A 23,291-nucleotide genomic window follows, 5' to 3' on the forward strand; every position below is an offset into this window, starting at 1 on the left:
ACCGATTGCGTAGGGTAGGCTACCCTAAGAGTATGCATGAGGTTGACCTGCGGGAGCTGCGCTACTTCCTCGCGGCCGCCGAGGAACTGAATCTCTCCCGAGCGGCTGAGCGCCTGGGAATCTCTCAGCCGCCCCTTTCACGCACCATCCGGCAGACGGAGCGGCGCCTCGGCACACCGCTGTTCCACCGCCGCCACAACACCATCCGGCTGACGCCCGCAGGCACCACTCTGCTCAGCGAGGCGCGCAAGGTGCTTGAGGCGGCAGGTGCGGCCACGCGGCGCACCCGGCGCGCAGGCCGGGAGGCTTCACCGCTGACCGTCACCACGACACCGGGCCGCAGTACCGAACTGCTGCGGCGCATCACCGACGCCTACGCAGGCCTGCCCGACGCGACACGCTCTCACATCGCCGTCACCGGCTACCGCACCCAGGAGGCGGCCCTGCGTAGCGGCGAAGCCGACCTGGCTCTCCTTAGCACGCCCTTCGACGTCGAGGGCCTGTGTGTGCAGCCCTTGCACTCGGAAGAGCGGGTGGCGGCGGTGCCCGCCGGCCACCGGCTGGCCAGAAGTGCCGCACTGCGCTGCCTCGACCTCCTCGGCCAGCCGTTCCCGCGCTGGCCCGAAGACACCGAAGCGACCCGACGGTACTGGTCGGGCCAGGACCAGGCCGGTGGCACCGGCGAGGGCACGGCCCAAGGCCCGCTCGTCCACGACATCTCCCAGATCATCGAAGTGGTCGGACTGGGACAGGCACTCGCCCTCGTGCCGCGCCATGTCGCCGAAGCCAACCCCCGCGCGGACGTCACCTACGTGCCGATGGTCGACGCCAGTTCCTACCACACTGCCCTCGCCTGGCCTGAAGGGCCGACGAGGCCGGCCGTCGAATTGTTCGTGCGCACCGCGGCACGCCTCTTCGCTACTGATCCGCCGCCCTGCGACATCGCGCCCGACCCCGCTTCCTTGCCGCGATCGACGGGGACGAGGCTGTGGTGACGCTCGCAAGCGTCGAATCAGGCGGGGTGGGCGGTCGACGAGGTCTGGTCGAGCCCCGGCACGTTCTCATCGTTCCTCAACGTCCTCGGCCACCGGGCGGGCGCCTCATGACCACGGGGCCGTCGCCCCCTGCGCTACGGCGTCCACCTTCGCAGCTGCGTGGGCACGGCACACCCACCGCGTACGCAACCGTCCGGCTCCCGCCGCGGTAACGCGGTTCGGTCCCCAGCGGCCGCCGCGGGCCGGGAAGTGCGGCTGCGTCCGCACCGCCCGGCCGATAGGTCCCGTGCGGGTCTCACTCCTGCACGGCGATGGCCAGCGCAGGGCAGACCGCAGCGGCCTGGCGGACGTCCGCCGCCCGCTCCGGCGACGGCTCCGGCTCGAGAACGACCGCGATGCCGTCCTCGTCACGCTGGTCGAAGACGTCCTCGGCCGCCATCACGCACTGCCCCGACGCCACGCACGTGTCCTGATCGACTGTCACCTTCATGTCGCCTGCTCCTTTGGGTCCAACGTCTGTCGCTGCTGTGCCCGCGGCACCTGGCCGCGCCGCCTCACCAGGTCACGGGCAGCTCGTGCACGCCGTAGACCGAACCGTCGTGCTTGAAGGGGAGGCGCTGCACGTCCTCGGCGAGCCGCAGGGTGGGGATGCGGCGGTACAGCGTGCTGTAGACGACGCTGAGCTCCATTCGCGCCAGCGACTGGCCCAGGCACTGGTGCACGCCGAACCCGAAGGCCACGTGGTGGCGGGCGTCGCGGTCGAGATCGAGCCGGTCCGGGTCGGGGAACGCCTCCTCGTCGCGGTTGGCGATGTCGTTGGGAAGGATGAGCCCTTCGCCGGCGCGTACGACCTGCCCGGCCACCTCGATGTCCTCCAGCGCCACACGGCGGCGGCCGTTGTGGGTGATGTTGAGGTAGCGCAGCAGCTCCTCGACGGCACGGAAGACCAGAGCCGGGTCGTCCTCGTCGCGCAGGCGCGCCAACTGGTCGGGGTGCTCCAGCAGGGTGAGTGTGCCCAGCGCGATCATGTTGGCCGTGGTCTCGTGCCCGGCGATCAGCAGCAGCACACCGATCTGGGCGGCCTCCTGCCGGGTCAGCTCCTCGGCCTGGACCCGCTCGGCGAGTCCGGACAGCAGGTCGTCCTGCGGTGCGGCGAGTTTCCGACCCACCAGGCCGTGCAGATACTCGCCCAGACGGCGCAGCGCCGCGCCGCGGTCCTCGGGCGTCGCGTCGCGCTTGATGACGGTCCTGCTCTCGCTTTGGAAGAAGTCGTGGTCGGAGTAGGGGACTCCCAGCAGTTCGCAGATCACCAGCGAGGGCACCGGCAGCGCGAACGCCTCGACCAGGTCGGCCGGCTTGGGTCCGGCCAGCATGTCCTCGATCAGGCCGTCGACGATCCGCTGCACGGCCGGCCGCATCGCCGCGACGCGCTTGACGGTGAAGGGGGCCGTCACCATGCGCCGCAGACGGGCGTGCTCCGGATCGTCCATGAGGATGAAGCCGACCCTGTTGCCGTCCTCGGGCACCGCGCTCGGACTCGGATAACCCGGCCGGGTGACGTCGGCGCTGACGCGGGGGTCGGCCAGTAGGGCGCGCTGGTCGGCGTAGCGGGTCACCAGCCACGGTGCCGTGCCGTCCCAGAGCCGCACGCGTTCGAGGGGACCGCTGCGCTGGAGGTCGTAGAGCCCCGGCGGCGGGTCGAACGGGCATCCTTCCGACCGGGCCATCGGGTATTCCGGGACCGACGTGTCCGGGTCGGCCACGCTGCTCGTCGCTTCGGCCATGTCGCCTCGCTTCTCCTGTTCGTATCCGTTCCTGCGCGTCGCGCGCCGGGACGGTTCGTGCTTGCCCGGTACAAAGAGGACTCGGTGGCAGCGCGTCCGCCGCTACGGCGCGACAGGGGCGCGGTTGTTCAGGGCCGCGGCGGCCCGTAGGCGTGCCTGCTTGGGCATCCGCCAGCCCAGGACCGCGGTCACGGCGCCGCCCCGGCGGTACTCGGCGACGAAGCGCCCGCCGCCGATTTCGCCTTCGACGACGTCGAAATCCGCGTCGGCCGTGGGCCTCCCGTAAATCTGTACCTTCACGTCGAACTGGTCGGTCCAGAAGTAGGGCACCGGGCGGTAGGCCGCGCCGCCGCCGAGGATCCCGGCCGCGGCGGCCGCGGCCTGCTCCGTGGCGTTGGTGCGGTTCTCCAGTCGTATGGAGCCCAGGTCTTCGTGGTGCCAGCGCGCCACGTCGCCGACCGCGTAGACTCCCTCGGCGGCGCGGCAGCGGGAGTCGCAGACCAGGCCGTCGTCGGTGGCCAAGCCGCTGCCCTGCAGCCATGCGGTCGCCGGGTCGGCTCCGATCGCCACGACGACGGTGTCGGCGGGCAGCACCTCGCCGTCGGCCAGCCGCACTCCGGTGACGCGGCCGCCGCTGCCGCAGAGCCCGCTGACCCCGGTTCCCAGGCGCAGGCGGATGCCGCGCTCGGTGTGCAGGTCGGCGAGCAGGGCGGCGGCGCGGGGCCCCAGCTGCGCGGTCATGGGAGCGGATTGGGGGCCGACGAGAGTGACCTCGGCGCCTGTGCCGCGCGCGGTGGCGGCGATCTCCGTGCCGAGTACGCCGTCGCCGACGACCGCCACCCGGGCGCCGTGTCCCAATTCCTCGCGCAGGGCCAGCGCGTCCTCCAGCGAACGCAGTACGTGGGCACCGGCCAGCTCGGCCTGTCCGGGCAGCGTGCGCGGGCGCAGCCCGGTGGCCACAACGACGGCCTCGGCGTGCAACCTGCGGCCGGAGGCGGTGTGCACGGTCAGCGCGTCGGCGTCGAGGCCGACGGCGGGGTCGCCGTAGACGAACTCGGCGCCCGACTCCGCCAGTGCGGAATCCGGCCGCAGCCTGGCCCGGTCGGGTTCCCACGCGCCGGAGAGCACCTGCTTGGACAGGGGCGGCCGGTCGTAGGGCGGGTGCTTCTCGGCGCCCACCACCGTCACCGGACCGGCATGGCCCTGGCGGCGCAGGGCCTCGACCGTGGACAGCCCGCCGGCCGAGGCCCCCACGACCACGACGCCTCTGCGGCCGATCATCGGGACTCGTCCAGGCCGATAGCGGCGGCCGGGCACACGCTCGCGGCCTCGCGGACCGCGGCGCGGGCGTCCTCGGGCGGCGCATCGTCCAGGACGACCACGATGCCGTCCTCGTCGCGCTGGTCGAAGACCTCCGGCGCTATGAGCGCGCACTGCCCCGCGCCGCAGCACCTGTCCTCGTCGACGCCGATTCTCATTCGCGGTTGCCTCCCTTGTCGTCGTCACCGCGGCTGCCGGCGGCGTGTGGGCGGGCGGTCGCCTCCCCCGCGTCATCGGGGGTGACCGGGGCCAGCCAGATCGCGGTGATCGCGTCGACCAGTCCCACGGCGGCGCTCTGCCAGCTGTGTTTAGCGGTGGTCGTGCCGCGGGCGAGGCGGCGCTCCCGCTGCTCGCACATGTGCACGACCAGGTGGCCGGCCATCTCGCTGCGCTCCAGGTGCACGGGAAGCGGGAGGTCGGCGCAGGCGCTCAGCCCGTCGAGGACCTCGCGCAGCGACGGGGTGCTGAGGGATTCGGCGGCCATGATCTCCCGCAGGCCGGGGTCGGTCATGACCTGGGCGCTGAAGCGGGCGAACCAGGACGGCACCCCGAGGCCGGCCAGGTGCTCGGTGGCCGGATACACCAGGCAGGCCACCCAGTCGCGCACACGGGTCGAACCGCGTACGCGGGCGACCCGGTCGATGCGCGCCTGCTCGATCGGTACGGCGTGGCGGCGCACGATGGCGCGCACCAGCTCCTCCTTGGAGCCGAAGTGGTAGCCGACCGCGGTGTTGTTGCCCTGGCCCGCGGCCTCGCTGATCTGCCGGTTGGAGACGGCGACCACGCCGCGCTCGGCGAACAGGCGCTCGGCCGCCGTGACGATCCGCTCGCGGGTGGCCTCGGCCCGCGGTTCGTGTCCTGGACGTTCCGCCATCATCATGTCGTCACCACCGCACCGGCAGCTCACGCAGCCCGCCGACGATCAGACCCTCGACGCGCTCCAAGTCGGCGGCCTCGACGTCCAACTCCAGGCCGGGTAGCCGACGCAGCAGCACCTCGAGCACGGTCTGCAACTCGGTGCGGGCCAGTGACTGGCCCAGGCAGGAGTGCGCCCCGGAACCGAAGGCCAGGTGGGTGTTGGGGCTGCGGCCCAGGACCATGTCGGATGCCTCGTCGAAAGCGTCCTCATCGCGGTTGGCCGCGGCCATGCTGCACACCACGGTGGTACCGCGCTGCAGGGTGCCGCCGCCGACCTCGGCTTCTTCGGTGAGGTAGCGCGGCATGCCGAATCCGGAGTTGGCGTCGAAGCGCAGCGCCTCCTCCACCGCGGTGCGCACCAGCGAGCGGTCCTCCAGCAGCCGCTGCCAGCGCCGACGGTCGGCCAGCAGCATCGCGGTCATCTTTCCGATCATGTTGGCCGTGGTCTCGTGGCCGGCGATCAGCAGCCCCATGCCGGTGGCCACCAGCTCACGGTCGGTCATCGGCTCGCCGTCGCCGTCGGTGGCCCGCGCGAGTTCGCTGAGCAGGTCGTCGCCGGTGCCGGCGCGGCGATCGCGCACGTGGCCGGACATGTACTCCACGAACTCGGCCTGGGCGGTCCGCATCGCGTCGTCGCTGTAGCGGGTGAGGTTGAGCAGCGCGTCCGACCAGTAGGAGAACCGGTCGCGGTCGCTGTCGGGCACGCCGAGCAAGTCGCAGATCACCCACACCGGAAGAGGGAAGCCCAGGGCGGCTTTGAGGTCGGCGGGCTGCCCGTTCGCGGTCATGCGGTCGATCAGCTCGTCGGCCATGGCCTCGATGCGGGGCCGCAGTGCGGCCATGCGCTTGGCGGTGAACCACTTGGAGACCATCAGCCGCCAGCGCCGATGGCCCTCGCCGGTTTGGGGCAGAGCACTGGCCATGGAGCTGTTGAAGACACCGCCGGAGGCGTTGTCGGACAGGCGCGCGGCGTCGTCGGCGTCCAACTGCCGGGTGAAGCGCGGGTCGGCGAGCACCTGGCGCACGTCGTCATAGCGCGTCAGCAGGGCCGCCCCGTCGCCGCTGGGCAGCCGGATCGACGCGACCGGGCATTCGCTGCGCAGGCGCGCCCACTCGTCGGGCGGATCCAGCGCCGACGGTGCTGCGATGGGGTAGTCCAGCGGCGGTGCGCCCTGGCTTTGGTCCATGTCACATCCTCCTCGTGCGGGTGTCGGCACAGCCAGTAAACGAGAAGCGATACATTAAGTCAAGCGACTGACTTAAAAGTGGCGGTCCACCGCTCCCCAACCGTTCGACGGAGGTCTCCCCGTGACCGCATCCACCGCCGCGTCCGCCCGCCCCCGGCCCGCACCCCGGCCGGGTGCCGTCGTCGGCGTGCTCGCCTTCACCGGGATCGTGGTCTCGCTGATGCAGACGCTGGTGATCCCCCTGGTGCCGGATCTGCCGCGACTGCTGAGCGCCACGGCCGCTGATACCACCTGGGCGATCACCGCGACCCTGCTCGCCAGCGCCGTAGCCACACCCGTCAGCGGCCGGCTGGGAGACATGTACGGCAAGCGGCGGATGCTGCTGATCAGCGTGGCGCTGTTGGTGGCGGGGTCGCTGATCTGCGGTGTCAGCGACACCCTGGTGCCGATGGTCGTCGGCCGGGCCCTGCAGGGCCTGGCGGCCGGCGTGATCCCGCTGGGGATCAGCATCATGCGCGACGAACTGCCCAGCGACCGGCTCGGCTCGGCGATCGCGCTGATGAGCGCCTCACTGGGGGTAGGCGGGGCCGTGGGTCTGCCCGCCGCCGCCTTCCTGGCCCAGCGCGCGGACTGGCACATGCTGTTCTGGGTCTCCGCCGCCCTCGGAGTGGTGGCCTTCGCCCTGGTGGTGGCGCTGGTGCCCGAGTCACGGATACGCACGGGAGGCCGATTCGACGTCTTCGGCGCCCTCGGCCTGTCGACCGCACTGGTGTGCCTGCTGCTGGCGATCTCCAAGGGCGGCGTCTGGGGCTGGACCAGCGGCACGACCCTCGGCCTGTTCACCGCCTCCGCCGCCGTGCTCCTGGTGTGGGCAGCGTGGGAGCTGCGAATCCCGCAGCCGCTGGTAAACCTGCGCACCAGCGCGCGCCGCCAAGTGCTGCTGACCAACACCGCCTCGACCGTCTTCGGCTTCGCGATGTTCGCCATGTCGCTGGTCTTCCCCCAGCTCGTGCAACTCCCCGCCGCCACCGGCTACGGCCTGGGCGAGACCATGGTCACCGTCGGCCTGGTGATGGCTCCCTCGGGCGTGGTGATGGTGGCCATGGCCCCGGTCTCCGCACGGATCTCCAAGGCCGCCGGACCCAAGACGACGCTGATGCTGGGCGCGGTCATCGTCGGCTGTGGTTACGGGCTGGGCGTGGTGCTCATGTCCAGCCTGTGGCACCCGGTGCTGGTCTCGGCCGTCATCGGGACCGGCATCGGGCTGGCCTACGGCGCCATGCCCGCACTGGTGATGGCGGCCGTGCCGGTGTCGGAGACCGCGGCCGCGAACAGCCTCAACACGCTCATGCGCTCCATCGGAACTTCGACCGCCAGCGCGGTGGCCGGCGCCGTCCTCACCCAGATGACGGTGCCTCTCGGGGAGACGATGGTGCCCACCGAGGCCGGGTTCCGCACCGTGATGGCGATCGGTGCCGCGGCGGCCGTCGCCGCCCTGGTGATCGCGGCGTTCCTGCCGCGGCACGATCGCTCAGGCGGTGAACTGGCCCGCCAGCATGCCGCGGAGCCCGCTCCGACGGCGCGATGACTGCCCATCGCTCGGACGCGGCGGCGCGGTTTCCTTCCGGCAGAACGCGACGAGGGCAGTCGAACCGGGCCGGTTCCTTGACCTACGCGGCTCGACCTGAGCGATCGGATCGGCCATAGCGAGGTTCGCCGCACCGCAGACTACGGTAGGAAAAAGGCGAGCAGCGGCCGATACTCAGGCGACCGTCCGCTCGAAAACTTCCTGCAGTCCTCGCTGCTTGACCAGCCGACCCCGACGCTCATCGCCGGGCCGATGCCGTCACCCCGCCGGTGATGACCACCCTGCGCCCTGAAACCGAAACCTAGGTCGACGGGTCGCCCCCTCCCGGCCGTACTTCGTAGGCCTGGGCCTGGGTCGTGTAGAGCCGCGCATAGCGGCCACCGGACTCGAGCAGGTCCTGGTGGCTGCCCGATTCGGCGATCCCGCCGTCCGCGATCACGAGGACGTGGTCGGCCATGCTCACGGTCGAGAACCGGTGGGAGACGAGGACGGTGACAGCGCCGGTTCGGGCGGCGGCTTCGCGTGCGTGGCGGGCGAAGTTCTCGAACAGGTCGTGTTCGCTCTGGGGGTCGAGTGCCGCCGTGGGTTCGTCCAGGATCAGCAGCAGTGGTGCGGTGCGCATCATCCCGCGGGCGAGGGCGAGTCGCTGCCATTGTCCGCCGGACAGGTCGACGCCGCCGAAGATCGTACCGAGCCGGGTGTCGAGGCCCTCGGGTAGCGTGCCGACCAGCCGCGCCGCGCCTGCGGCCGCCACCGCACGGGTGATCGCGGGCGTGTCGTCGAGCGCCGAAAGGTCGCCGACACCGACGGACTCGCGCACGGGCAGCTGAAAGCGGGCGAAGTCCTGGAACACGCCGCACGACACCGCCGCCCACGACCGCGGATCGATCGCGGACAGCGGCTGCCCGTCGACGAGAACGCGCCCCGAACTCGGCTGGTAGAGGCCGGCCAGCAGCTTCACCAGCGTCGACTTGCCCGCGCCGTTGACGCCCACCAGACCGACGACCGAACCGGCGGGCAGATGCGCGGTCAGCGAAGACAGCACCGGCGCGTCACCGTCGGCGTAGCGGAACGCGACGTTCTCCAGCGTGATCCCGTCGGCGAGCCGTTGGGGCGCGGGCGTCTCGGTGTCGTCGAACCCCTGCGCGTAGTCGCGCAGCCAGCGATAGTGGCGTGCGGCGCGTCCGGCCTCGGCGGCCCTGGCGTAGTTGTCGCGCAGCATCCACAGCTGCGTGCGCAGCTGGAGGGCCAGGGAGACGACGAGCACCAGCGCGCCCGTCCCGATCCGCCCGGCGATCACCTCGCCCGCGACCAGCGCCAACCCGCCGGCCAGGCCGAGCAGGTAGCACAGCCAGCCGCCCGCCTCCAGCAGCGTGCCGCGCATCAGCGCCCCGCGCTGGGCCTCGGTGACCTCGCCCCACAGCCGGTCGGCCCGAGCCGACAGCTCGGGCCCCGAACCGCTGATCCGGATCTCCTCGGCGGCGTCGGCGTCCAGGCACAGGCCGTGCAGGTGCGTCTCCAGGCGGGTGGCCTCGGCGTGCGCGTCGATGACCCGGCGCAGCGCGGACTGCCCGCGGCTCGCGAGGAGCATCAGCGGGAGCGTGGTGAGCCCGAGCAGCAGCAGGGCCGGGTGCACGAGCGCGAGTAGCCAGACGCTGAGGCCGAGCATCAGCGTGCAGACACCGGTCTCGGCGATCGACCACCCGTAGGAGGCCAGCGCCCCGCTGCCCTTGGCGGCGAGGTAGACGCGGTCCAGGTAGGCGGAACGCTCCAGGTGCTCGATCGAGGGGACGCGTGCCACGTAGCCGTAGACCTCCTCGGACAGCTCGGCCTGGACCTTGTGCACCAGGTTCACCCGCAGGTGTGCGGCGACGCGGGTGGCGATGGTCGAGGCGACCTGTGCGAACGCGACGACGGCCACGGGAATGATCAGCCAGGTCAGGCCGCGGTCGTCGGCATTGGCCTCCAGCCCGTCGATCAGCCACCGCTGGCTCTGGGCCACGCCCACACTGCCGAAGGACACGGCGAGGAACACGACCGCCGTCACGATCGAGCCGGCGCGGCTGACCCGCCATGACAATGCGGCCAGATGAGCCAGCACCGCGATGTTCCGCCTCGCCCGGCGCATCATGCCTCCGCCCTCGCGAACCGCGCCGCCTGCAGCCGGAACAGCGCGGCGTAGCCGCCGTCTGCGGCCATGAGCTGTTCGTGGGAGCCGGACTCGGTGATCCGCCCTCCGTCGAGCACGACGATCCGATCGGCGCCTCGCACGTTGGAGAGCCGGTGGGAGATCAGCACGATCGACGCCCCGCCGGCGCCGGCGGCCACCCGGTCGTTGAACTCCTGTTCGGCCTCGACGTCCAGATGGGCGGTCGGCTCGTCGAGTACGAGCAGTGCCCGTCCGTGAGCCGCCGCGAACAGCGCACGTGCGATCGCGAGCTTCTGCCACTGCCCGCCGGACAGGTCGACGCCGCCTTCTCCGCCGCGCCACAGCCTCGTGCCGGTCCCCTCGGGAAGCCCGGCGACGACCTCGCCGGCACCGGCCGCCTCGATCGCGGCATCGATACCGGCGGCGTCGCCGACGTGTTCGGGCGCTGAGAAGGCGACGTTGTCGGCGACGGTCGTTCCGTAGCGGACGAAGTCCTGGAACAGCGCACTCATCCGGGGGCGCCACGCCCCGAGGTCGAGTTCACGCAGGTCGATGCCGTCGGCCACGACGCGCCCGGAGTCGGGGCGGTGGAGCCCGGCCAGCAGCTTCGTCAGCGTCGTCTTGCCCGCGCCGTTGACGCCGACGACGGCCAGCGTCTCGCCGGGCCGGATCTCCAACGAGAGGTCCTCAAGCACCGGCCGGTCGGCGCCCGGGTAGGTGAACGTGACGTTCTCGAAGCGCACGTGCGGCGGACAGCCGGTCGAAACGAGGGGTCGAACGGCACCCGCCGACGGCGTGTACCGGGAGGCCATCCGGTCGAGGGCGCGCACGGCCGCCACACCGTAGTCGATCTCGAAGGCCTCCTGGCCGAGATTGGCCAGGGCCATCACCGCCCAGGCCGCGACGAGGCAGCGCGCCACCGTCGCCGGGCTCTGCCCGGAGGTGCCGAGCACGACCAGCGTCACGGCGGCGCCGCCGGCCGCGAGGGCGAATGTGAGGCCTTGGCGCTTCAGCACGGACGAACGGGCGTTCCACATCGGGCTGCGTGCCGCGACGTTCGCGGTTCGGAACCGTGCGAGCAGCCAGTCCGCCAGTCCGAACAGCCGAACGTCCTTGGCCGGTCCGGCCTCGGTGAGCAGTCCGGCGAAGTACTGCGCCTTGCGGTGCTCGTCCATGCGGGAGTCGTCCATGGCCGCGAGCCACATCCACTGGCGGCGGGTGAGCATCCGCATCACCATGGAGACCGCGAACAGGCCGAGGGCGAGCCAGGGGAAGTACACGGCGATGACCGCGGCCGAGGCCCCTCCGGTGACGACCCGGAAGACGAGCGTCAGCTGACCCACCGCAGCCTCGCCGGGAGAGCGAGCCCGCCAACCGGCGCCGAGATCGCAGGCGCGCTCGACGTCGGCGCGGAACTCCGCGTCGTCGAGATGGGCGATCTCTCCGGGTGCCAGAGCCATTCGGCGCACCATGAGGCGCACCGCCCCGTCCACGCGCCGCGCAGCGACCGCGGACGGCAGGACCAGCGCCACCTGAGCTGCGCGGTCGATCAGAATGAGCCCCACGACCGCCAGTAGCGGCCCGAGGACCTCGGCGAACCGATCGCTGTGTGTGGCCGCCCCGACCAGCCACCCCGTCGCGACGGCGCCCGAGGCGGTCGTCACCACGCCCACCGCATGCGCGCCGACGAGCGCCGCGACCGTCCCGGGGCCCGCGTGCCGCAGCAGTCGCAGCAGCTTGACCCGCTCGGCGGCCAGCTCGCGCAGCACGGACGGACGGAATGCACCGAGCGTGAACCGCGGGTCGGCGAGGTCGTCCGTCCTCATCGGGCTTTTGACCCGGTGGAGGGCGCGGGGAGGGCCCCGGCGAGGATGCGGTTCATGCGCTCCAGGAGCAGCGAGACGCCCTCGACAGGCAGGAGGTCGGTCTCGACCCTGAGGATCGGGTGCCGCGACGAGCCCTGCATCGCCCCGACACCGAGGTTGAGGGTGGCTCCGGTCGCATACCCCGGCACGGTCTCGGTCATCACGGGCTTGTCCGCCGCCGCGGGCACCACCGGTCGGTCCGCTCTTTTCGGCTCGTCCATGGGCACGATCGAGCGCACGTCGTTGGAATGGACGAACGGTGTGTTATTCGGTGCCGAATCGATCCGGGAAAGGAACAGCGCGCCCAGGGACTGGGCGTGGCGATAGGCGTGGAGCGAATTCCGGAACACCTCACGTACCGCGTACCGGAACATGTCGTATCTCGTGCTGTTCCGCTCGGCCAGTCCGTTGACCGACGCCCACTGAACCCGTTGTGCCCAGCCGATTCCTCCGGAACGCTGCGAGCGGCCTCGGAAGTGGGCCGGGCAGGGGTCGGGCGTGGGCACGGCTGACGGCTCGTTGTCCTCGCCGGTGTTCACAATGGCGTCGCCTGGCACAGCACTCCAATGTCAGCGCCGCACGGAGGCGGCTCGGACCAGCACTTGTCGAGTACCTGAATAGCGTTTTCTCCAGGACGCGAAAGCTTCGGCGATTTCGGTGGCTGAGCTGTGATATTCGCAGCGGGGCCAATCGGAGTCAACCGATTTGTCTCGGAGTACCCGGCTGGACGAGACCCCCTGACACACCGATACTTTCGGTGACTCGGCACGGTCTTGACACGGCAGCGGGCTCCTCCGTGCACATCAGGCCGGAAATGCCGAACAGGCCGAGCCGTACAAGGCGACACGAAATCCGGTTACCGCGAGGAGCAAGGAAGTTCTCATCCGACTTCACGGTATTTCGCCGGACTTCCCGGGCATGAGGCACCACCGCCGCGATGGCGGCCGACAGCAGGGCGGTGGCGGTGGTGATCCAGCACAACGGACTGGACATGGGTACTCGCTCCCCGTCGCAGATCGTCACCCAGGCGGATCGGCGCGGTATCGGGCCGCGAGCGTTCAGACGTGCGGTGCCGTGGCCCGGATTCCGGCGAGCACCACGCCGACGATGCGTTCCGCGTCCGTGCGGGTGAACGGGCGCATGCCGCGGTTGACGATGAGGCGCACCGGTCCGGAGAGCATCTCGCCGAGGAAGAAGCTGTCGACCGGGGGCAGCTCGCCCCGGTCGACGGCGGTGTCCACCCGCCGCTGCAGGGCGGCCACGCGCTGGTCGAGGATCCTGGCCAGCGCCTGCCGGACAGCAGGGCTTTGGCGGGCGGGCTGGATGGCCTGTTCGAGCGTCCGGCCGAACGGCGTTTCCAGGCCCCCGGCGATTCCCATGAGGAAGTCCGCGAGATCCCGGTGGAGGTCGCCGGTGTCCTCGACCGACGCGAGGTCATCGGCGTAGCACAGCAGGGCCTCGACGACCAGCTCCTCACGGTCGGGCCAGTTGCGGTAGACGCTGGTCTTGTGCACGCCGGCGAGCTCGGCGACCTCCTCGTAGCGGAAGCCCGCGATGCCGTCGCGCGCGACGAGCTCGGTGGTCGCGGCGAGGATCTGCGCCCGCACCCGCGCGTTGCGGCCACCGGGGCGCCGTGCGGGCGGCCGGTCTGCGCTCCGGTCGGCCATCGCCGTACTCACCTCCTGTTCGCCTGCTCGGGCCCCGATTGTCGCCAGGTGCGGCGTTGCGGTGCAAGCCGGTCGCAAGTAAGCTCATAAAAGCAACAGATTGTCGCTTTAGTGGTCGGGGGGTCGCAGCCGCGTCCCGACCGCCGACCGCACTGCTCTGCGCCTCCCCCGTGCCCACCGGCGGGCCGCCGCTGTCCCGACCGGCACGTCCACCCAGCCACACCTGGAGCACAGCGTGAACATCCTCATCTCCGGAGCCGGCATCGCCGGCCTCGCCGCCGCACTCGAGCTCGGCGGTCGAGGCCACGACGTCACCGTCGTCGAGTACGACGAGCACCTCCGCCTTGCAGGCACACCCATCGACATCCGCGGTGACGCCGTCGCGACCGCGGAGAGAATGGGTCTGCTCGCGAAGGTCCAGGAGCAACGCCTGCGGATGTCGGAGTCCACCTGGTTCGTCGACGGCGACGGCGAGCCGGTGGTCCGCCTCCCCGTTGGCCGGGTCGGCGACTCCGACGACGACATAGAGATCCTGCGCGAGGACCTCATGCACATCCTCGCCGGCGCGCTCCCGGGCACAGCGGCGATCCGCTTCGGCGACTCGATCGAAGCCCTGACCGACGACGGCGACGGTGTCGACGTGCGTTTCGCCTCCGGCCGCACCGGGCGGTACGACCTCGTGCTCGGTGCCGACGGCCAGCACTCCGCGGTACGCAGGCTGGTGTTCGGGCCCGAGGAGGACTACCTCCGCCATCTCGGTGTCTACATCGCGCTCGCCGCCCTTCCCGGTGATGCGCGGTCCGAGGGCGCCAACGCGGTCCACAACGTCCCCGGCCGGATGGCAGGCGCCTTCCGGTACAAGGACAAGGCCGTCGCGGTCTTCCAGTTCCGCTCGGAGCCGCTCGACCACGACCGCCACGACCTCGACGCCCAGAAGAAGATCGTCATCGACGCCTTCGCGGGCTACCGGTCGTGGAGAATCCCGGAACTCCTCGATGCGGTCCGCGCCGACCCCGATTTCTTCTTCGACTCCGCGAGCCAGATCCACCTGCCGTCGTGGCACCGCGGACGCGTCGTCCTCGTCGGGGACGCCGGGTACAGCCCGGCCTTCCTCTCCGGACGGGGTACGTCGCTCGCGCTCACCGGCGCCCGCATTCTCGCCGAAGAGCTGGACCGGTGCGGCGGCGACCACACCGCCGCGTTCGAACGGTACGAGGCCCGGCAGCGCCCCTACGTCACCTTCGCCCAAGACAGCGTCGAGGGCGGCCGCGACCTCCTATTGCCGGCCAGCTGGGCCGACATCGCCGCCCGCAACAAGGCCCTGCAAGCAGCGGGCACCGCCCCGCACTGAGCACTCGGCAAAGAGACCGTCGACCTCTGATGCGCTGGAGAGAATACATAGTGAAAGACACGCTGGAAGAGCCCGCTCCCGGCGCTCAGGAGCACCGCTGGAGCAGGCGGCTCGTCCTCTGGGTGGCGGTTCTCATCCTCGCCAACGTCCTGGCCGACATGGCCATCGGCTCCCCCATGCTGGTCATCAACCGGTTGCTCGCGCACTTCGACACCGACCAGGTCGCATGGCTGAGCCAAAGCGGGATGCTGGCCGGGGCCATCTGGTCGCCGCTGCTCGCGAAGAGCTCCGACATCTTCGGGCAGCGCCGGATGCTCGTCATCACGCTGCTGACCGCATGCGCAGGCGCGCTGGTCTGCCTCGCCGCACCCACCGTCTGGATCTTCCTGGTGGGGCGTTTCCTCCAAGGGGCGTCCCTGGGCGCGATCTTCATTTCGGTCGCCCTCATCCGCCAACTCTGCGCTCCGCGGGTGGCCATGCCCGCGATCGGACTCGTGACGTCGGGCGCGGCGATCGTCGGGTTCATCGAGCCGTTGGTGATGCAGCCGATCATCGACCTCTTCGGCTACCGGAGCGTGTTCGTCGCGGCGAGCCTGCTCGCCGCGGCGGCCGCACTGTGCGTGCGTTCCTTCATCCCGGAGTCGCCGAACCGCAGCGCCGGCCGGATCGACTGGGGCGGGGCGCTGCTGCTCGGCGGCGGGATGGGCGCGGTGCTCGCCTACGTCAGTCTCGGTGCGGACTCCGGGTGGCTGTCCGGGGGCATGCTCGTGCTGCTGGCGGCCGGCGCCGCCGCGCTGGCCGGGTGGGCGGTGCTGGCTCTGCGAGTCGCCGATCCCATCATCGACGTCCGGGCCCTCAGCCGGCCGATCCTGCTGACGCTGCTGGCCCTGGTGCTGGCCGCCGGCTCCTTCCGGAGCATGCTGCAACTGACGGCCACCATCGCCGATGTACCCGCCGACCTGGGACTCGGCTACGGGATGGGCGACGGTGAGGCGAAAGCGGTGCTGCTCGCCACGGCCCAGTTGGGCATCTTCGTCGGCGGCACGCTCGCCGGATGGGTCGCGGGGCGGCTCGGGCCCGCGAAGCCCCTATTCGCCGCCGTCGCCGTCGGGACCCTGGCGACATTCACGATGCTGGCGGGGGTGTCGGTGCTCCCGCTGGCGATCGCCTGCGGGGCCATGGTCGGCATGGCCGCCGGCGCGATCGGAGCGTCCGGCTACAACCTGGCGACCGACCTGGCACCGCCGGAGCGGCAGGGCACGGTCTCGGGTCTGGTGTCGGTCATGTTCGCCCTCGGCTCGGTCGTCTTCAGCTTCGCCGGGGGCGAGATCCTCAAGGCCACCCGTATCACCGGTGGGCCCGTCGTCGAGGGCGCCCCGGTGAGCTCGGCGACCGGCGTGTACCTCTACGTGCTGATGGCCGGTGTGCTCTTCGCCCTCGCTGCGGTGCCCGCGATCATGCTGGTACGCAGCCGGTCTGCCGCGCCGGTCTCGCCCGGGGCACCGCAGCGTTTCGGGGCGCCCGACAGAACACACTGACTACGCCCCTGTCCTGTGGAGCATCCCCCTCCGTCCTCCCCCCGTCCTCGCTGCTCGACCGAGCGGCCCCGACGCTGCTTGCGGTCAAGCCGCACCCGGCGGCGGGGCCGCTCGGCGGTATCGGTGCTGTCGCGTCCCACGAGCGGTCGGTCGCCGAAGGTGGGCCGGAGCCTCAGAGGTACTCGCCGGCCAGCATCGCGGAGGCGAGTTCGGCCCGCGAGCGGTACCCGGTGCGTTTGAACAGCCTGCTCAGCCGGCTCTCCACACTCTTCTCGCTGTCGCCGAGCACGACGGCCAGTTCGCGGTTGGTCAGCCCTTCGGTCACCAGCGTGGCGAGCAGCCGCTCGTTCTCGGCGATGATCTCGGCACGGCGCGGCATGGCGACGCCGTGTTCGCGCATGAGGATCCTCGCCTGCGCCCTGCGCAGCAGTGCGCCGAGGTCGCCGTAGACCGCGTACGCCTCGTGCAGCAGCGACGCGTCGGCCAGCCCGTGCCGGACCAGCACGCCGATCGTGTCGGCCGACTCCAGCGGCAGTGCGCGACGCCGGGCGAACCGCACCGCCTCCGCGGCGGCCGCGCGGTCGCGGTGCACCACGGCGGTGGCGGTCAGGTGGCACAGCTCGGCCCGGCTGGTGCCGAGCAGTCCGGCGACCTTCTCCGTCTCCTCCACGTACCGCTGCGCCACGACCGGATCGCCCTCGTCTGCCTCCGACAGGGCCGTCATCAGCCACAGCTCGTCGGTGCCGACGATCAGGCCGCGCTCGTCGGCGTAGGCGAGCGCGTCCGCGACGATCCGGCCGACCCGCTCCGGCGCGCCCAGGGCCCGGCTCAGGTACGCGTCCGGCACGGCCAGGAGATGGAGCATCAGGGACTGCGCGCTCTGGGCCCTCTCGATCGCTTCCCGGGCCCGGGTCAGCTGGCCGCGCGCGCCGAGTATGATGCTCGTCTCCCGCCACATCAAGGTGTGGCTCGGCAGGTCGCCCACGGTGAGGCCGGTGGCCAAGCTCAGCCGCACCAGGTCCAGCGCAGGGGCCCAGTGCCCGGCCTGGCTGTTCAGCACCACCCGGTCGGGGACGGGCCAGTACCCGGTGGGCGGTTCGTGCGCCGCCAGCATCCGGTCCGTCCGGTCCCGCTCGCCGAAGAGCAGCAGCGTCCGGGCCAGATGCGCCAGCCGTTCGAAGCGGTGCCGCATCCCCTTCTCCCACAGGGGCCAGCGGGAGGGGGCCGCGACGGCCCGGTCGAACGCCTCCGTCCTGCCGAGGTACGCCCCGGTGGACTCGCTGACGAGTTGGCCCAGCGCCGCGACCATATCGATGTCCCGGCTCCAGACGTCCCGCCCGGCCTCCACCAGTTCGTGCGCGTCCCGCCAGCGGTCCAGGTGGCACAGGGCGGCGCACCGGGCGACGAGCCTGTGCCCTTCCCCTCCCGGCAACGAGCGCCAGCCGCCGTCGCAGATCTCGGTGAGCGCCTCGGTGTCGAAGGTTCCGCCGAGGGAGATGACGTAGATCATCTCGATCTCGATCAGGGCCTCCGGGGGAACCGCGTCGGCGTAGTCGGACAGCACGGTCCGGGCGCTGTTCACCGCGTCGGCGTACCGCAGATGGATGCAGCAGGCGGCGGCGTGTGCGAGCAGGGCGCGGGCGCGCTGCTCCGGCTCGCCGGCCAGCTCGACGGCCGCGCGCAGCCAGCGCTCCGATCGGTACCCGTCGTCCAGCATGGCGGCGGCGCCCGTGGCCAGCAGCTCGTCCGAGGCTCGGCGGGAGTCCACGAACCGGCCCGCGGCGACCAGTTGCTCGGCCAGGTATCCGGAATCCGCCACCGCCTCGTCCGCCCAGACAGCAGAGACCGCCACCTGGGCGGACCTTCGTCGCTCGTAGGGGCCGAGGCAGGCGCTCAGCGCGGATGCGAGCAGCGGCAGGCGGAACCGCCACCGGTCCGCTCCGGGCCCGTACCGCAGCACCCCCTCGGCGTACAGCTCGGACAGTGCGTCGCGGACCTGGTCCTCGTCCAGGTCCGCGGCCACCGCGACCAACCCGATCGCGGCGGGGCCCAGGGGGTGCAGCACCGCCATGGCCTTGGCCACCGGCCAGACCGGTGTGCCCAGCTGCCGCAGGTACGTGACCGACGGCAGCTCGGCGGGCAGTAGGGGCGGCTGGTCCGGCGAGACGAGATAGGCGTTCCGGTCGAAGACGCGCACCGCGCCGCTCCGCTGGTACCCCGCCACGGCGGCGAGCACCGCGGCGGGCCTTCCGCGGCACTCCCGACGCAGGTACGCCATCAGCGCCTCCGACGGATCGGCCTGAAGCTGCCGTGCGACCAGCGCGCGGACCTGCGACTGGCGCAGCGGAGGTACCGGCACCTCCTCGGCGAGGCCGGCCGCGCGCAGCCGGTCCAGCACGCCCCGCTCCTCCGCCGGATCGGCCGGCGACGGGCGGAACGCGCAGACGAGCGTGGCAGGACCCCCTGCCAGCGCGCGGGCCGTCTGCAGCAGCACGGCGCGGGAACCGGGGTCGGCCCATTGCGCATCGTCGATGAGGATGGTGAGCCTTCCGCTCGCGCCGATGGCCGATCGCAGCTCGGAGACCATGCGGCGGCCGGCGTCCGGGCCCGGCGTCGGAACGGCGGCCTTCGCCGGGTACCCGGCGCCGCGGTCCCGGTTCAGGGCACCGAGCTCGGCGTGCAGTCGCAGGGCCAGGGAGTAGGGGCGGTCGCGCTCGCTGCGCGGAACCCGCAGGGACAGGGCGGCGACGCCACGCGCGGCGAGCTCGCTCTCGACCTTGGCCAGTACCGTGCTGCGCCCGATCCCCATCGGCCCTGTGACCAGCGCCAGTGACGCCGCTTCCGGCGAGGTGGCGATGTCGGCGACGCGGTCGGCAGGGGCCGAACGGCCGAAGGGCTCCCGCGCCGACTGAGCAGGACCGTTCTCACTGCACCAGCGATCGATCACCCGCCCAGTGTGCCCAAGCACACCCGACCGGCGGAGGTATCGAAGGTTAAGATCACAACACGGCTCCAGCACGAAGCCGACCCGCGGTCGCCCCCGCCGCCGCGTCGGAACGGGCCGTGGCTCTCGCGGCTCGTCGCCGCACCAGGTGTTGACGGGAGGAATCCGGCAGTGGCCCGTGCGCGTGCCATGGTACGCGGAAGAGAAGAGGAGCTGGCCGCGCTCCGCGCCGCGCTTGCGGCTGAAGGCGGTCGCCTGATCGTCCTCAAGGGGCCGGTCGGCATCGGCAAGACGGCGCTGCTGGACGAGACGGAGCGTACGCTGCGGGCTGCCGGGACACGCGTCCTGCCGGTGCGGATGGGTTCCGGGCCGGGCGGCCGCGACGACGCGTTCGGCCTCGGACCGCTGGTACGCGCCGTGCGCGACCGGTTCGAGCAGTTCCAGGCGGCCGGTCTGGCCGCCTCGCTCAACACCGTGGCCCGGCTGAGCGATGCGGTGGGGCGGGAAACCGGCGGCTGGGCGCCGTCCTTGGTCCCCGCGCTGGACTCCCTGTTCGCCGGGCTCGCTCAGCAGGGACGCACCGTGGTCCTGGCCGACGACGCGCACGCGGTCGCCGAGCCCGCGCCCATGATCGCCGCGGCACGGCGGTCCGGGTGCCTGGTACTGGCCGCCTGTGACGAGAGCGCGGAGCACGCCTTGGGCCCCGGCGAACTGCTGGCCGCCGCCGACCAGGTGGTCACGCTCGGACCGGTCTCCGACGACGTCGCAGAGTCCCTGTTGCGCCGCACGCCGGGGCCGCGACTGGACGAGGCCGTACCCGGCATCCTGCGTACGGCGCTGGGGCCGCTGTTCGGCAACCCCGGCACGCTGTTGGCCACACTCGCCGACCTGCGCGAGCGCGGCCGACTGACCCCCTTCGGCGGCCGGCTGTGCCTCCACGCCCCCTCTGAGCCGGTCGAGCTTCCCGGCGACCACCACCTCCTGCGCCGGGTCGCCTCCCTCGGGGATCTGGCTGCGCACCTGCTGACCGCCGTGTCCGTGTTGGACGGCATCAGTGTCGACGATCTGCCGCTGCTCACCGAGATGACCGGGAGCGACCTCACCGCCTACGGACGCGTGCTGGACCGGATGATCGAGGCGCAGGTGCTGATCGCCGATCCGGTGGGCCGGGTCGGCTGCCGGTGCCCCGCTTTGGCGGCCTCCGCCGTCGGGTGGGCGGCCAACCGGTGCGACGTCTCGCTGCACACCCTGCTCGCGGAACAGATACTGGCCCGGCAGCCCGACGCCGTCGACCCCGCGGTGCTCGCCGGCCACATCGCCGGCAGCGGTTCCAACGTCGTGCTCGACGCCTCCCAGGTGTCCTGGCTGCTCGGCCTGGCCGCCGACGACGAGCCGGAGCGGCCGGAGCGCGCGGCGTCGTCGTACGCGGCCGCGCTGCCCCGCCTGCCGCCGAGCGATCCGCAACACCCCCCTACGCTCACCCGGCTGGTGAACCTGGTCGTCCGTACCGGCCGCCACGAACTCCTGCGCGATGTGCTCGCCCAGTACACGGAGCAGGGGTGCGCCCGAGGCTCGCTGGAGGAGGTTCGTCTCGCCGCGATCATGGCCGCGCTGCACTCCGGTGAGCCGCCCGCGGATGAGGCCGTGCGGTCGTTGCTGGACGCGGGGCCCACCGGCGCTGAACCGATCGGGTTCGCGCAGTGGTGGTTCGGCCTCCCTCGGACGCCCGGCCCCGTCACCCCGTACAGGTCCCGGCTGGTGCCGGCGGACCGGATGGAGGTGCTGAGTGCCGCGCTCTCCGGTGACTTCGCCGCCTGCGAGCGGGCCTGGCACCGCTCCGGCGGGGCGGCGACCTCCCGGCGAGGGCTGGACCGGCTGCACCATGCGGCCGCGATGGTCGACACTGCCACGGTGATGCGGCTCGTGCTCGGCGACCACTACCGAATCCCCACGACCGGTGTGCCCGGAGTGCACCGCCGGGTGGTGCGCGGCTACAACCGCGCCGACTGGTCGCAGGCCATGTCGGCGGTGCGGGAGCTGGAGCTGTCGTACTCCACGGACACGTTGGCGCACCAAGCGGCCCGCCTGCTCGCCGCGGACATGTGCGCCGCCCGGGGCGAGTCGCGGCAGGCGGCCTGGTGGCTGGGCCGCGTGGTTCCGTCCCCCCAGCCCGTCGCGATGCGCGCCTGGGTGAGGATCGGCCTGTTCAGCCGCGCCGGCGACCACCGGCGGGCCGTCCGGCTGGCGCTGCGGGCCGGTCGGCGGCTGCGCCGGTCCGGGCCGCACGTGGGCCTGTTCCTCCTGTTGATCCGGGCGGTGCAGATCGCCGTGTCCATCGACGACCGGCACGGCGCGGCGGAGCTGCTGGAGGAGACCGAGCTCCTGTGCCGCGAGACGGGAACCGACACGCAGGAGGCTCTGCTGCTGGCACGCGGCCTGGTACACCGCGACGTCGAGCTGGCCGAATCCGCGACCGAGCTGACCCGCGAGCGGGAAGACCTGCCGTCCCTGCTGGACTCATGCCTGGCCATCGCGCGGTTCGCCGAGGATCCACGCCCCTGGCTGCGCGAGGCCCACGAACTCGCCACCCGGTGCGGCGCGTCGGTGCTCCTGGAGCACATCCGCGCGGTGGCCCGCGAACGCGGGGTCCCCGCCCCACGGGTCCGCGGCCGAGGGGCGCAGGCCGTCACCGAGCAGCGCATCGTCGAGCTGGTCGGCGAGGGCCTGACCAACGGGCAGATCGCTCTCCGCCTCCAGCTCAGCGAGAAGACCGTGGAGAACCACCTGACCCGCCTGTTCGCTCGTACCGGCTGCCGTTCGCGCGTCGAGCTGGCCGCGGTCAGCCTGGGAGGCCGGCTGACGCGGGATTGACCCGAGGGCGCTTCCCTCCGGCTCCGGGCCGAAGATGCCATCCTCGGGCCCACTCGGGCCGAGGTCCGCCGCCGGTGACGACAGCTCCGCCGCGGCCTCCCTAACGTAAGCCGCATGACCAAAAGCGACGTTCCTCAGGTCGCCGATTCCGAAGTGGCGGCGGCCGTGCGAGCCGAGGTCGAGGCCCGGTGGCCGCACGATGTCTCGGGTCTCGACGAAGTGGTGCGCTACGGACTGGTTCCCTTCGGGAAGATGATGGGCCCCTGGCTGGTGATCCGGTCCAGCCTCGCGGTGGGGGGCGACATGGCGGCCGTCCTCCCGGCGGCCGTGGCTCTGGAGTGCGTGCAGGTCGGCGCGATGATGCACGACGACATCATCGACGCCGACGGGGAGCGGCGCAGCAAGCCCGCCGCGCACACGGTGTTCGACCAGCCCACCGCGATCGTCGGTGGGGACGGGCTGTTCTTCCACGGCTTCTCCGCTCTGGCCGAGTGCCAGGAGGCCGGCGCCCCGGCGGCACGGGTCACGCGGGCCATGGCGGTCCTCTCCGAGTCGGGACTGCGCATCGGGGACGCGGCCGTCCGGGAGATCCGGATGGGTCGCAGCATCTGCTCGGTCGACGCCTACCTCGACATGATCAGGGACAAGAGCGGCGGCCTGCTGTGGATGGCCTGCGGCGTCGGCGCCACTCTCGGCGGCGCCGACGAGATGTCCCTGAAGGCGCTCAGCGAGTACAGCGACCTGCTGGGCACCGCTTACCAGATCCGCGACGACCTGATGGCCTATGACGGGACCAGGGCGGGCAAGCCGAACGTCTCCGACGTCCGAAACGGCCGGCCCACCCTGCCGGTGCTGATCGCCCACGAGCGCGCCCCCGAGCGGCAGCGGCGGCGCATCGAGCACCTGCTCACCGACACCTCCGCGCCGGTAGAGGCGCGCTACGAGGCCATGGCGGAGCTGGTCCACACCTATGGCGGGGCGGACGAGGCGCGCGAGGTGTCGCACCGCCACGTGCGGATGGCCGCCAAGGCGCTGGAGGCCCTGCCGGCCGGCGTCCACAGGGACGCGCTGGAGGACCTCACCGTGCTCGGCCGCCTCGTGTAGTGCGGATCGA

Annotated in this window: 17 protein-coding genes; 6 read left to right on the forward strand and 11 right to left on the reverse strand. The window is 72.0% G+C overall.

Annotated features, from left to right (window positions below; genetic code table 11):
* Positions 1–32 precede the first annotated feature (32 nt).
* Positions 33–995, forward strand: coding sequence for a LysR family transcriptional regulator (locus tag LP52_RS02380; protein ID WP_084722811.1), 963 nt, complete (start codon positions 33–35; stop codon positions 993–995).
* 295 nt (positions 996–1,290) lie between these two features.
* On the opposite strand, the gene LP52_RS02385 is transcribed toward LP52_RS02380, so the two are convergent.
* The 6 genes from LP52_RS02385 to LP52_RS02410 all read right to left on the reverse strand — a co-directional run bounded on the left by LP52_RS02385 (position 1,291) and on the right by LP52_RS02410 (position 6,204).
* Positions 1,291–1,485, reverse strand: coding sequence for a ferredoxin (locus LP52_RS02385; protein ID WP_040270384.1), 195 nt, complete (start codon positions 1,483–1,485; stop codon positions 1,291–1,293).
* Positions 1,486–1,549: 64 nt separating this feature from the next.
* Positions 1,550–2,779 (reverse strand): cytochrome P450, encoded by a 1,230-nt coding sequence (locus LP52_RS02390; protein ID WP_040270385.1) that lies wholly within the window; start codon positions 2,777–2,779, stop codon positions 1,550–1,552.
* A 102-nt stretch (positions 2,780–2,881) separates the two neighbouring features.
* Complete coding sequence (locus LP52_RS02395) at positions 2,882–4,060, reverse strand: NAD(P)/FAD-dependent oxidoreductase (RefSeq protein WP_040270386.1); 1,179 nt, start codon at positions 4,058–4,060, stop codon at positions 2,882–2,884.
* Positions 4,057–4,257: a ferredoxin gene (locus tag LP52_RS02400; protein WP_040270387.1), complete on the reverse strand. Its 201-nt coding sequence runs from the start codon at positions 4,255–4,257 to the stop codon at positions 4,057–4,059. The genes LP52_RS02395 and LP52_RS02400 overlap by 4 nt, the downstream gene beginning before the upstream one ends.
* Positions 4,254–4,979: a TetR/AcrR family transcriptional regulator gene (locus LP52_RS02405; RefSeq protein ID WP_238580700.1), complete on the reverse strand. Its 726-nt coding sequence runs from the start codon at positions 4,977–4,979 to the stop codon at positions 4,254–4,256. Before LP52_RS02405 ends, LP52_RS02400 begins: the two co-directional genes overlap by 4 nt.
* A gap of 4 nt (positions 4,980–4,983) precedes the next feature.
* Complete coding sequence (locus tag LP52_RS02410; RefSeq protein ID WP_040270388.1) at positions 4,984–6,204, reverse strand: cytochrome P450; 1,221 nt, start codon at positions 6,202–6,204, stop codon at positions 4,984–4,986.
* Between the two features lie 220 nt (positions 6,205–6,424).
* Between LP52_RS02410 and LP52_RS02415 the strand changes: the two genes are divergently transcribed.
* Positions 6,425–7,792: an MFS transporter gene (locus LP52_RS02415; protein WP_157036170.1), complete on the forward strand. Its 1,368-nt coding sequence runs from the start codon at positions 6,425–6,427 to the stop codon at positions 7,790–7,792.
* A gap of 301 nt (positions 7,793–8,093) precedes the next feature.
* On the opposite strand, the gene LP52_RS02420 is transcribed toward LP52_RS02415, so the two are convergent.
* The 4 genes from LP52_RS02420 to LP52_RS02435 all read right to left on the reverse strand — a co-directional run bounded on the left by LP52_RS02420 (position 8,094) and on the right by LP52_RS02435 (position 13,473).
* A complete protein-coding gene (locus LP52_RS02420) occupies positions 8,094–9,893 on the reverse strand; it encodes an ATP-binding cassette domain-containing protein (RefSeq protein ID WP_157036166.1) in 1,800 nt (599 codons plus the stop codon).
* 26 nt (positions 9,894–9,919) lie between these two features.
* The gene (locus LP52_RS02425; protein ID WP_052809336.1) at positions 9,920–11,767 is read right to left on the reverse strand and encodes an ABC transporter ATP-binding protein; all 1,848 of its coding nucleotides are present in this window, start codon (positions 11,765–11,767) and stop codon (positions 9,920–9,922) included.
* Positions 11,764–12,345: a hypothetical protein gene (locus LP52_RS02430; RefSeq protein WP_157036167.1), complete on the reverse strand. Its 582-nt coding sequence runs from the start codon at positions 12,343–12,345 to the stop codon at positions 11,764–11,766. The genes LP52_RS02425 and LP52_RS02430 overlap by 4 nt, the downstream gene beginning before the upstream one ends.
* A gap of 519 nt (positions 12,346–12,864) precedes the next feature.
* On the reverse strand, positions 12,865–13,473 hold the full coding sequence (locus LP52_RS02435) for a TetR/AcrR family transcriptional regulator (RefSeq protein WP_040270390.1): 609 nt from the start codon (positions 13,471–13,473) through the stop codon (positions 12,865–12,867).
* Between the two features lie 235 nt (positions 13,474–13,708).
* Here LP52_RS02435 and LP52_RS02440 point away from each other — a divergent pair, with 235 nt between their 5' ends.
* Both LP52_RS02440 and LP52_RS02445 read left to right on the forward strand, forming a co-directional pair.
* Positions 13,709–14,824: an FAD-dependent monooxygenase gene (locus LP52_RS02440; protein WP_040270392.1), complete on the forward strand. Its 1,116-nt coding sequence runs from the start codon at positions 13,709–13,711 to the stop codon at positions 14,822–14,824.
* 50 nt (positions 14,825–14,874) lie between these two features.
* Positions 14,875–16,362 carry an MFS transporter gene (locus tag LP52_RS02445; protein WP_202966031.1) on the forward strand — a complete coding sequence of 496 codons (1,488 nt, stop codon included), beginning with the start codon at positions 14,875–14,877 and terminating at the stop codon, positions 16,360–16,362.
* 172 nt (positions 16,363–16,534) lie between these two features.
* On the opposite strand, the gene LP52_RS26065 is transcribed toward LP52_RS02445, so the two are convergent.
* Complete coding sequence (locus LP52_RS26065; RefSeq protein ID WP_040270393.1) at positions 16,535–19,309, reverse strand: AAA family ATPase; 2,775 nt, start codon at positions 19,307–19,309, stop codon at positions 16,535–16,537.
* A 168-nt stretch (positions 19,310–19,477) separates the two neighbouring features.
* Between LP52_RS26065 and LP52_RS26985 the strand changes: the two genes are divergently transcribed.
* Positions 19,478–22,177: a helix-turn-helix transcriptional regulator gene (locus tag LP52_RS26985; protein WP_169775332.1), complete on the forward strand. Its 2,700-nt coding sequence runs from the start codon at positions 19,478–19,480 to the stop codon at positions 22,175–22,177.
* A 114-nt stretch (positions 22,178–22,291) separates the two neighbouring features.
* Positions 22,292–23,281 (forward strand): polyprenyl synthetase family protein, encoded by a 990-nt coding sequence (locus tag LP52_RS02460; RefSeq protein ID WP_040270395.1) that lies wholly within the window; start codon positions 22,292–22,294, stop codon positions 23,279–23,281.
* The last annotated feature ends 10 nt before the right edge of the window (positions 23,282–23,291 follow it).

It is taken from the genome of Streptomonospora alba, from assembly GCF_000826685.1.
Taxonomy (GTDB): Bacteria; Actinomycetota; Actinomycetes; order Streptosporangiales; family Streptosporangiaceae; genus Streptomonospora; species Streptomonospora alba.